Origin of the sequence: Chloroflexus sp. (assembly GCF_034434295.1) — a bacterium.
Lineage (GTDB): Bacteria > Chloroflexota > Chloroflexia > Chloroflexales > Chloroflexaceae > Chloroflexus.
Genome location: NZ_DAOTZQ010000141.1, coordinates 1 through 11,453, shown reverse-complemented (window position 1 = coordinate 11,453; position 11,453 = coordinate 1). Strand labels below are relative to the sequence as shown.

Annotated in this window: 7 protein-coding genes and 1 tRNA gene; 2 read left to right on the top strand and 6 right to left on the bottom strand. The window is 56.6% G+C overall.

Annotated elements, in window-relative coordinates; translation table 11 throughout:
* Positions 1 to 261: 261 nt before the first annotated feature.
* The 4 genes from VAE57_RS18200 to VAE57_RS18185 all read right to left on the bottom strand — a co-directional run bounded on the left by VAE57_RS18200 (position 262) and on the right by VAE57_RS18185 (position 7,034).
* Complete coding sequence (locus tag VAE57_RS18200) at positions 262 to 2,676, bottom strand: penicillin acylase family protein (protein ID WP_322823244.1); 2,415 nt, start codon at positions 2,674 to 2,676, stop codon at positions 262 to 264.
* Between the two features lie 649 nt (positions 2,677 to 3,325).
* Entirely contained in the window at positions 3,326 to 5,248 is a 1,923-nt protein-coding gene (locus VAE57_RS18195) for a heavy metal translocating P-type ATPase (protein ID WP_322823243.1), read from the bottom strand.
* A gap of 37 nt (positions 5,249 to 5,285) precedes the next feature.
* On the bottom strand, positions 5,286 to 6,068 hold the full coding sequence (locus tag VAE57_RS18190; protein ID WP_322823242.1) for a TrmB family transcriptional regulator: 783 nt from the start codon (positions 6,066 to 6,068) through the stop codon (positions 5,286 to 5,288).
* A gap of 75 nt (positions 6,069 to 6,143) precedes the next feature.
* Positions 6,144 to 7,034 (bottom strand): dienelactone hydrolase family protein, encoded by an 891-nt coding sequence (locus VAE57_RS18185; protein ID WP_322823241.1) that lies wholly within the window; start codon positions 7,032 to 7,034, stop codon positions 6,144 to 6,146.
* Positions 7,035 to 7,090: 56 nt separating this feature from the next.
* Between VAE57_RS18185 and VAE57_RS18180 the strand changes: the two genes are divergently transcribed.
* Positions 7,091 to 7,167 (top strand) — tRNA-Arg (locus VAE57_RS18180).
* Positions 7,168 to 7,807: 640 nt separating this feature from the next.
* Here the strand turns inward: VAE57_RS18180 and VAE57_RS18175 are convergent.
* On the bottom strand, positions 7,808 to 8,692 hold the full coding sequence (locus VAE57_RS18175; RefSeq protein ID WP_322823240.1) for an anti-sigma factor domain-containing protein: 885 nt from the start codon (positions 8,690 to 8,692) through the stop codon (positions 7,808 to 7,810).
* A gap of 12 nt (positions 8,693 to 8,704) precedes the next feature.
* Positions 8,705 to 9,304: an RNA polymerase sigma factor gene (locus VAE57_RS18170; protein ID WP_322823239.1), complete on the bottom strand. Its 600-nt coding sequence runs from the start codon at positions 9,302 to 9,304 to the stop codon at positions 8,705 to 8,707.
* Positions 9,305 to 9,720: 416 nt separating this feature from the next.
* Here VAE57_RS18170 and VAE57_RS18165 point away from each other — a divergent pair, with 416 nt between their 5' ends.
* Complete coding sequence (locus VAE57_RS18165) at positions 9,721 to 10,806, top strand: polyprenyl synthetase family protein (protein WP_322823238.1); 1,086 nt, start codon at positions 9,721 to 9,723, stop codon at positions 10,804 to 10,806.
* Positions 10,807 to 11,453 lie beyond the last annotated feature (647 nt).

Below are 11,453 nucleotides of genomic sequence, written 5' to 3'. Positions count from 1 at the left end.
ATGACGGGTCCAGCGTGGATACAGTTTTCGAGCCAGATTACCCGTGACGCACGATTTGGAGTGCGGCAGCCATGCTGCCGCATCCACCGCACTTACCAGCAGGCGCGGGGCGCAGTACTTACCCATGCCGGTACGTGACTCTTGTGGGCAGGCCGGCAGTCTTCTCCATCGAGTGCGCTATGACCTTTAGTTTGATATAGTTCTCTCTGTGCCCTCTGTGCCTCTGTGGTGCAATTGAAACCACCGAGACACGGGGGAGCGTTACCGATCCGGTTGCAACACCAATCGCTCGCCTTCAATCGCGCCGCTAAAGCGCATCGGTATATCGCCAGCCTGTTGCCACAGCGCCAGATAATCACTGTAACGACTACTCAGCACGTTACCGGATTGGCCGGTCGTGTGGATGAAGCGTGAATCCTCTATATTGGCGAAATCGACAATCTGGCGGTACGATGGTGCATTGTATTGCAAGTATCCTTCGTTCAGCCGCATTGGCGCAACATTGACGGTGAAACTATCTCCACCGGTAGGCACCCGTCGCTCGAAGATGCCGCGCAGCGCCCCGACCTGACTGAACGGGTTATGGGGGAAGACAGCCTGATGAACTCGATCCCAACGCCAGCGGGTTGGATCTTCTTCCCCCTGTGCCGTTGCCATCGCCGCTAGCCCTTTGCTGAACGCAGTGGCAAGGATTGTGGCGCAATCCTCAGTTGTATCAATGGTCTTGACGTTATCGCACCACTCTTGCCGGCCTTCCAGTAACACCCGACGCAGCGCCATTGCTGCAAAATCGCGCCGATGGCGATACGTCTCGTTAAAGAACTCGCCCAGTTCGTCGGCAAAGACCGCTTCGATCAGGGCATGGTAATACCCCTGAAATATCGCTGCTGCCGCACTGTCACCGGCCATCGTGCCATCCCAACTGCGTAACAGCTCCAGGGCCGCAGCTTCACGTGACCCGTTCGGGGTTACCTCGCGTAGTATCGGTAACAATTCACGTGCATGCAGCGATACCACATCACCGAGCATCGTGCGCATATCGGCAACCGTCAGCGCTGATTTCTGCTCGATCAACTCGATGATCCGCCGGGCACGGTACGGTGCTGCCCACGATGTCCCCAGCAGATAGGGATAGTCGTCACCTACCACCCGATTATTGGCAGTCACAATGTAATCCTGCGGTGGATTGTAGATGTGCGGCAATTCGCTAAATGGGATGTAGCCCATCCACTCATACTCATCCGTCCAACCCGGTACCGGTACGCTTCCATCACCGTTCCGCCGGATCGGAACCAGCCCCGGTGCGTAAAAACCAATATTCCCCTCAACATCGGCGTACACAAAGCTCTGCATCGGCGCCTGGTAGTCGCTGAGGGCCGCCACAAACTCTTGCCAGTTGTGGGCACGGTTGAGATTGATAAATCCGCGTAAAGTGGTATCTTCCGGGTCGAGGGCTGTCCAGCGAAAGGCCAGCGACTCGTCTACATCTTCCAGCACATCACTGATCACCGGGCCGTGGCGCGTAATCCGCACCGTGAGCGTCACCGGCTCGGAGTCCTTGACAGTGATGACTTCGCTAGTGAGTGTGACCGGTTCACGCCTGCCGTTGTACTCGGCGTAATTTCGAGCGTCGATTCGCTCGATGTACAAATCCTGCACATCCGGGCCGGTGTTCGTCACCCCCCAGGCAATCCGTTCGTTGTGCCCGATCACTACTACCGGCAGACCGGGAAAGGTTGCGCCGATGACATTGATGGTTGGTCCCTGGATGTGGGCCAGATACCAGATCGAGGGGATGCGGTTGGCGAGATGTGGATCGTTGACCAGTAATGGTTTGCCGCTGGCCGTTCGGCTCCCGCCGATGACCCAGTTATTGGAACCGGCCAACTGGTCGCCGATGCGATTGAGAAACTGAAGTTCCTGAGCGAGATCAAGCATGCGACGGGTTGTTTCCGGCTTGAGAGGCGTGTGAGTTGTGTCGGCAGCCGTCGCTGGTGAGTCAACCCTGGCGGCGGGCATAATGAGCGGGCCATCAGCGGTATATGGCGGCATCAGAAAAGCGGCATCTTCAGGCCCGATCTTCGCGATCAACGTCGCCCGCATCAATTCATTGCTCCAGTTGCCACCAAGGTCCCAGGCCATCATCTTGGCCCATACCAGCGAATCGATGGGTTGCCACGGCTCAGGTTGCACGCCCAGGATCAAAAATTCCGGCGGCAAGACCGGATTCGTGGCCAGGAACGCATTAACCCCGGCAGTATATGCCTCTAACAGCGCAATCGTCTCGCCGTCGAGGCGTTCGAGCGCACTCCGGGCGGCCCGGGCGACGCCGAGGGTGCGCAGAAACTTATCGGTTTGCAGAGTAGTTGCGCCGAAAATTTCCGACAGACGGGCATGACCGATTCGCCGTTGCACCTCCATTTGCCAGAGTCGTTCCTGCGCATGCACGAATCCCAGCCCAAAGACGGCATCGTCATCGGTTGTGCCGGTAATGTGGGCAACGCCATCGCGATCCCGCACAATCGTGACCTCCCCACTGATCCCGCGTACTCGTATGTCACCACTGGTTTGCGGGAGCGAGCGGCGTAGCCAGAGATAACCACCGCCCCCACCAATCACCACGACAACCAGTACCAGTAGCGCTATCCAACCGATGAAGCGTCGTTGCAACCGCATTGTTGCCTCTCTGTATGTTTGCGATCTCAGAATGTGATGCGTATTGTAGCACACCTGTTACATTGAGGTGCAGATGATGGCGGTGAGCTGAGCGCGGATGCCGAGAACGGCATTTCTGCTGCGCACGGTATCACATATCGGCCTGGATACGGTTCTCAGGTTGGGTTGTCCGTAGCGCATCGTTTGGCGTGCAGCAGCCGTGCTCACGATCCGGTGCGTGACGCCGTTAACCCTGCTGGTCACGGGGATGCTGTGGGTACTCGTCGCGATCATCTGTCAGGAATGAGGAATGAATTGAGATGGCTTCGAGTAGATGTTTTTTGAAATAAGTTCTAATCTCAAATCCGGTGCACGCAATCTGTAGCACGCGATCCAGGACGCATCCTTTCGCCCCCTCGCATGGCGTGTAAACAGGTACATACACCATCTGCAGGGGCGGGTTTAGAACCTGCCCCAATGGTAATCCTGGCAAGAACGAGGCGTACCGCTAACATATCGATAGGGGCGCACGTCCGTGCGCCCCTACTATTTACCCCCACACCACAGGCAAACACTCGCGTGATGTAGATGTCGCGTTCTGCTGATGTGCCGTGCCTGCCATACGCTATTCAAGTTAGCATTCTCACCGTAGAACGGCCCATCACACCCGCTAGCGGAAGATCAACAACCGCAATCCATTCAATACCACAATAATCGTACTACCCTCGTGACCAACCACACCCAACGGCAGTGGCACCCCCACAGTCAATGTCGTCAGCACCAACACCACGACTACAGCCAGCGCAAATACGATATTCTGCCAAACAACACGTTGCGTCTGGCGGCTTAACCGCAGGGCGTAGACGATGGCACTCAGATCGTCGCTCATCAAGACCAGATCAGCAGTTTCGAGCGCCGCATCGGTACCGGCTGCTCCCATGGCAATGCCCACCGCTGCCGCTGCCAGCGCCGGTGCATCATTCACACCGTCACCGACCATCGCCACCCCACCGTAGCGTTGCCGGAGCTGCTCGACACGCTGCAATTTGTCAGCCGGCAACAGCCCGGCGTGCACCTCATCAATTCCCAAGCGCTGGGCCATTGCTTCGGCCACCTGCGGGTTGTCGCCGGTCAGCATCACGATCCGCTCAATACCGACTGTGCGCAAGGCGGCAATCTGCCGGGCTGCGTCAGGTCGCTCGCGATCCATCACTGCTACCAGTCCCAACCACTGCTGATCGCGCCATACAAACAGGACACTCCCCCGCCCCTGTTTCATCAGATCGTCAGCCTGCGCCAGCAAGTTTGCAGGCACCTCAATCCCGGCTTCACGGAAGAGCCGTGGCGAACCGACCAGTGTTTCTCCCCCATCCCAGAGCGCACGCACCCCCATCCCGGTCACTGCGACAAACTGCTCTGGGGGAACAATCGCAATCCCACGCTCTTCAGCCGCCTGCAAGATGGCCCGCGCAATCGGATGCTCGGACGGCTGTTCGGCACGGGCGACAATCGTGAGCAATTCATGTTCGCTCAGGCCGTTCATCGGCACGAGATCAGTCAGCACCGGTTTGCCAAAAGTCAGGGTGCCGGTTTTGTCAAAGGCAATCACCCGTACCCGACTCAGCTCTTCCAGATGCACACCACCCTTAAAGAGCACACCCCGCCGGGCACCGGCACCAATCGCACTCAACAACGCCGCCGGCACACTGATCACCAGGGCACATGGCGATGCGACGGTCAGCAGCACCATTCCGCGATAGAATATGTCGGTGAACGACGCGCCGCTGATCAGGGGCATTAGTAGAATGAAAAGAGCAACCGCCCCAATCACCCCAATCGCGTAGCGCTGCTCGAAGCGTTCCAGGAAGCTCTGCGAGCGAGCCTTGCGCGACTGAGCCTCACTCACCATAGCGATAATCCGGGCCAGCGTGCTCTCACTGGCCGGTTTTGTCACTCGCACCTCAAGTGCGCCGGTCTGGTTGAGTGTACCGGCCAATACCGTCATCCCCGGTCCCTTGTGTACCGGCATCGACTCACCGGTGAGCGCCGACTCATCAAATGTACCCGCACCACGCTCAATCACCCCGTCGAGCGGTACCCGGTCACCGGGGCGCAGCAGCATCACATCGCCAACCTGCACCTCTTCGATGGCAACATCGTACTCGCGGTCGTGCCGACGGATACTGACCCGGTCAGGCCGGAGCTGCATTAGCGCCGTAATCGCCTGCTCGGTGCGCCGCATGGCATACGCCTGCAATACATTGCTCAGCGAAAAGAGGAACAGGAGAATTGCACCCTCACTGAATTCGCCGAGGTAGGCCGCACCAAGCGCAGCCAGCACCATCAGCAGATCAACTTCAATTGTCCATTCTTTGAGCGCAGCAATGATGGCGCGTACCGCATAAAAGCCGCCGAAAAAGTAGGTGGCAATATGAACCGCCAGAATGAGGCCGGCCGGTGCCTGCGCACCCTCCAGCCAGATACCGACAACAATCCCGACCAGCGTTAATACGACAAATGCCGGTTCCAGGGTTTCATCCTGGCAGAATTGGGTAAACAGTCGTCGAGGGGTAACCTGCGAAGTCGTAATCATTCGTATAGCTCCTCTCCACTGGCGGGCCGGGCATTGATCACGAGTGCAAAACCTGGCGATCTTCTGGATCGAGGCGAGCCAGCAAATCTTCGCCAAGACGGGCAAAAATGCGTTGGGCGAACAGCTCCATCCAGATAAACTGGCGCGCAATCAAGACCATATTGCGGTTGGTCGTAACCGTGGCTGTCGTGGCAAGATGGCCGGAAGCGATCAAAAATTCACGCTCATCGGCGACTACGATCAGCGTCTCGACCATCCCGTGCAGTTCGGTCTCCCGCTTGGGGTGGCGTACCACCTGTCCAAACGCAAAAGGCGCTTCACCGGTCAGAATCACTCCCAACGCCACCCCACGCTCGTGGGCAGCGGCCAGTGCTGGATAGAGCGCTTCCACATCGGCATCGGTCAGCACCAGCATCAACTCGTGCTGAGCGCTCTCGATCAGATCACGTGCCGCGGCCAGTGCTTCACGCCGACCACTGAAGTTCCACAGCCGATCATTCTCTTCGTGGTGAAACAGTGGCATTAATTGTGTGCGCAGTGTTTCAGCCCGTTCACGTGCCTCGCGCTCGTAACGGTCGAGCAGGATTGCCGGTGAAATCGGACGATAGAGCGTTGCCTTTTCTTCAACCGATTTAAGCACAGCACCACGTCCTTCCAGCCGCCCTAACGCCTCATAGACCATTGACCGTGGAATGCCCGCCAGTTTACTGATCTGATAACCAGTCGCCGGATACTCGGTCAACAATGCCAGGTACACCCGCGCCTCGTACTCAGTAAGCCCCAGCGCCGTCAGTTGTTCCAGTAGATTTGCGTTCTCCATAGTTGTTCATTTCCGAACTACTAACATTGTACTGCTCGTCGCGAAATTCGTCAAGAGAGTCTTTGCAAACGTTGCTCACCATCCACACACAAAACGATGATGGATGTCACCAAAGAAGGTTATCCTCTGCGCTGCAAGTGTACCAGATGGCATCGGAAGGCTTGTTGGCAGACGATTGAGCAGCGCTTCAGCCAGAAACGAACGCAGCACCTGCCACGCCTCACCGGCTGCGCCTCCCGCATTGATCGACTCGATACCACCCACAAAAGCGTGAGGCTGATCAGGAAAGATCACAAAGCGGGTGGGCACGCCGGCAGTTCGCAGATTCTCTTCGAGCTGTGCCACTTCACTGAGCGGAATAGAAGCATCGGCGCCACCAAAAATACCGAGGACTGGGCCTTGGATCTGACGCAGTGCTACCGGTTCGACATCTGCCATCCCGTAGAAGATGCCCGTGGCAGCAATCGCCGGGTTGTGCAATGTGTAGAGCAGTGAAGTCCGGCCCCCATAACAAAACCCGATCACGGCAATCCGATTGGCGATCACATCAGGTCGTGCGCTCAACCAGGCAAACACTGCATCGAGATCGGCCATCACCTGTTCTGGTGGTGTGGTTGTCACCTGGTAAATTGCGCGCGGAATCCAGGTTGTACTGGCGCCACGGAATGTATCAGGTGCAACGACCAGATAGCCGTCGGCAGCCAATGCCGTTGCCTTCTCGATAATATCCGGGCGTAATCCCCACCACTCGTGGATCATAATCACCGCCGGATGGGGGCCGGGCGTCGATGGTTCGGCCACAAAAGCCCGAATCGGACCGTCGGTACCGGGGATAGTGGTATTCGTCTGCGCCTCTACCCGTCCACTTCCAATCAACGCATCCACCGGAATACTTGCGATCAACGCCAGCAGCCCGACTCCCAGCACAGCACCGAGCCAACCGACAACTCGCTTTAATCGTTGCACACTTGCCTCCTCGCATTGACAGTTCACTGCTGATCATGTATACTCTACACCGAAATGACTCCGTAGCTCAACTGGATAGAGCGTCAGCCTCCGGAGCTGAAGGTTGGTGGTTCGAGCCCACTCGGAGTCGCCATCTAGCAACCCACTTCGCCAGAAGTGGGTTTTTTGATTCCATATTGTGCCGGGCAGCAATGTGCAGCAATGCTGGATCTATTAGCGGTTCATCGATAACATCGTGCGTGTCGCTACAGCCTGTTGATGCCGTGCTTTTGCACTAGTTTCGATCCAGGCATTGTGTGGCACGCGCATCCCAACGGGTCGTGGTTGCTTCGACAGAGGCCAGTGTCGTGCTACCCGTCCATCGCACAGGTTTCATGAATGCTCGTCAATCGCCAACGACAACCCATCCCGCTCACGGCACACCGGTATGGCGGCGAGTAGCGCCGGCGACCATCTCCGACGCAAAGCACCCGCCGGACCGGGTGCTTTACCCGCTTGTCAGGCGCGTGCCGCAGCGCTTGGAGTGCGGCAGCCATGCTGCCGCAGCAGCCGTGCTCACGATCCGGCCCGTGGTGCGACGTTGATCCTGCTGGTCACGGGTATGCTGTGGGTGATTGTCACATTCGTAGAGTCTGTCAGGAGTGAATGAGCTAACTTTTTGTAGATGTTTTTTGAAAACGCCACATCCTGGTTATAAAACAAAACGCGAGCCTAATGCTCGCGTTCCCAAAGGATGAACGTGTTTATCTGGACGCATCCATATCCTGCCATCATCACAACGTCCCGGCGAGAATAACCTCGGCATCGTCAGGTGTAGTGCCGGTAGCAGGCTCTACCGTCAACATCACTTCGGTGTAGGCATTCATCTCGCGTGGTGCAGTGATCACCAACGTCGCCAGGCCGGTGGCATCGACTTGAAACGAACCGGCAGCAATGCGTTGTGTGCCATCACTAAGCCAGAAGCGGTAGACCCGATCTGGTTCGAGCGCCGGCAATCCGCTAAACACAACCACCGCCTGTGTTTCACCCGGATACATGTACATCTCACCGCGTGCGGTAACGTCGGCCCGTGTTGGCAGCAGCTCACGAGTCGCCACCCCAGGTGCGCTCACGAATGAGACCAATAAGCGCTCCTGGGTAACCTGATCGTTCAAACGCGCTAATTGCTGCTCGTAAGTCGCCAGTTGTGCTGTCAATTGGGATTGTCGTTCTTCGCTGGCATTCACTGCTGCCTGGAGGTTATTCACCGCAGCCAGTAGTTGCTGGTTTGTCTCATTTAAGGCTGTCACCTGTTGTTGCAATGACAACGTCAGATTCCCCAGCAACGCAATCACCAGCGTTAGACCGACCAGTATCAGTGGTGTTACCCAGCCAGTGCCAATGCGACGCGAGGGTTGTGCCCGTCGTGTTGGAGCCTGTGCAGCCTGGTCGGCGGCGATCCGCTCCATCAGGCGGGTACGGACATGGGGTGGAGGAGTGACCGGTGGTGCTGCATAAGGCAACAAAGCAACTACCTCGCGCAACTGCTCGAATTCGGATCGGGCGGCGGGTGAGCGGGCCAGAACCTGCTCGAACGCTGCCAGATCAGCGGGATCGAGGCTGCCAAGTGCGGCTGCGGCGAGAAGAGATTGTTCATGTTCGCGGTCAGAGTCGTGCATGCAGCTACTCTTCTAGTGGTCGTTTGCGTCGATGCCATAATGAAGCAAGGTTTGCTTCAACTTCTGTAAACCTAAACGAATTCTCGTCTTAATTGTGCCCAGCGGACTCTGTAAGTACTCGGCGATTTCTCGCTGTGATAAGCCTCCAAAATAGGCCAGCTCAATAACTTCTCGCTGATCGGTCGGTAAATCGGCCAGAGCACTGGTGATCAGCCGCCGACGTTCGGTTTCGATGGTAGATTGCTCAACGTTCTGTTGCTGGTCAGTAAGCGTTGTCAAAATATCTTCATTGTTACTGGCGGCCACCGGTCGGGCCTGCCGTCGACGTAATTCATCAATGCACAGGTTGCGAGCAATACCGAACATCCACGGCAAAAATGCACTGCTGCGTTGAAAGGTGGACGCTCGTTTCCAGATCCGCCAGAACGTTTCCTGTACGACCTCTTCAGCCGCTTCAGCGGTGGACAGCATCCTCAGGGCCAGACCGTACACTGCCCGCGAATGGCGGTCGTACAGGTGAGCGAGCGCTGTACTATCACCGGCAGCAACAAGCTCCATTAGAGATTCATCACTTAATCGTGACAGATGCGCTGCATCAATCGGTTGGGCCACAGCCAACCCCACAGCACACCACGTCAATCTGGATGCCTATCAATGCGGTGATGTGCGAAGATTACCAATTCCTATTATACATTAATCACTTCTCCGCTCATAAGAACTGACACAGCGAGAGGGTACCTCGTCTGCACAATGGTGGTAGTTGTTGGCAGTTCTCACCTTTTCTGCGTAGCCTCCTGTTTTGAATGTGACAGCTTATGAAATATCCCCGAATGGACGAAACTTATGGTACAGTTATATTGTCAACGTCTTGCTTGACAGTCGCGATGAATATGATATAGTTCAGATTGTGGTGAATATCACAAGGTGAGAATATCTCACCATGTATCTGGCATTAGTCACCACAATCGCCGGATCGTCGTCGCCTCCGGCGCCAGACCGGCTCGGCGATCCTAGGAAGGAACAGCCGCATGGCCGGCTACCAGTTACCATTCAATCCGTCAGGTTCATTCACAGTACCAGAGGCTCGTACATCATTGCCATCGAGTCATCGTCTTGTCGGTGAACTTCCTCCCCAGACTGCTGGTGGGTTAGCCGGTATCTTCCACCGGGCCGATATTCTGACCGATCTCGGTGCTATCGAGCAACGTCTGCTTGAATGTATGCAGTCCCGTGTTGCTGTCATCAGCGCCGCCGGTATGCATACGATGCGCTCCGGTGGTAAGCGACTGCGCGCTGCCCTGGCTGTGCTTGCCGCACGCCTTGGGCACTACCAGCTCGAACGGGTGATCCATCCGGCAGCGGCGGCTGAACTGATTCACGCTGCGTCACTTGTGCATGACGATCTGGTGGATCAGGCTAATCGTCGGCGTGGCCAGATCACGGTGCATGCGCGTTGGGACAACGACGTGGCGCTGATGGTAGGCGATTACTTTTTTGCTCTGGCTGCCGCCGAGATGTCCCGCAGCCCCGATCCGCGGATTATTACCTTCTACGCCGAGGCTGTCCAGACAATCTGCGAGGGTGAACTTAGTCCGGTTACAGTTGCCGAGCCTTTTGATAAAGCCTTGCGCCAGTATCTCTACAAAACCGGGGCCAAGACGGCGGTGCTCTTTGAGGCTGCCTGCAAGGCCGGTATGGTTGTCGGTGGTGGTAGCAATGAAGCGATTGCTGCGCTAGGGAGCTACGGGTACGATCTCGGTATGGCCTTCCAGATCATCGATGATGTCCTCGATTTTATCGGTGATGAGCGTACCCTTGGGAAGCCTGCCGGGAATGATTTACGCCAGGGTACAATTACGTTGCCGCTCATCTACGCCACTGCTGCATCGCCAAGTCAGCTCCTGCGTGATGTGCTTTTGCACACTCCACCATCCGATACGCTGGTGGCTGAGGTGATCCGTGAAGTGATCAATGTTGGTGGGGTGGCTGCGGCTCAGACCGAAGCGGCCCGCTATATCGACCAGGCGGTGAGTCACCTTGAGCGGTTCCCATCCAGCCCGGCCCGCCAGGCGTTGATCGAGATTGCCCACTTTGTGCTTGAGCGCTCGGTGTAATACACGGGCAGTGTTCACTACAGAGGCACGGAGGACACAGAGGGTTATACTGTTGCCAGGTGAGAAAAATGCTCCTCTCTGGGTAAGATGTAGTAATCGTCGATAATCGTGGGGCAGGCTGGAAGCCTGCCCGCTCACCAGCTTCTCTTCAAGTTCTGTTGTGTAACGGTAGCGCAGATGATTGACGAGGCAGGCTGGAAACTCGGCCCACAGGTCGTTTGTCTCTGCCGATACACATGGTATCTGGTTATGCAACCAATTAGTGGCCGACTCCATGATCGTGCCGAGAGTACACATCATCCCTGTGACCAGTATGGTGAACGATACGACCCGCGACTGGCACGAAGCACGGCTGGTGCGACAGCCATGCTGTCGTATTCCAAACGACACGATACGCCCATGACAGGCGTGTAACGCAACCAATCCAGCGTATGATGGCACGACTGGAGCTGCTCTACCAATGGGCTGGAAGCAGGACATGCTGTCTTTGGTGATTGGCACGTGTTCAGGCGTCTGTGCGATGGCTGACTGGCATGACCGCATAGCTTTATAGAACCTGTTTCAAAAAACATCTACTATGAAGGTATCTCATTCATTGCCGACCGCCTCCATTGTTCGTGGCGAGCACACCCGGTATCCGTGTGACC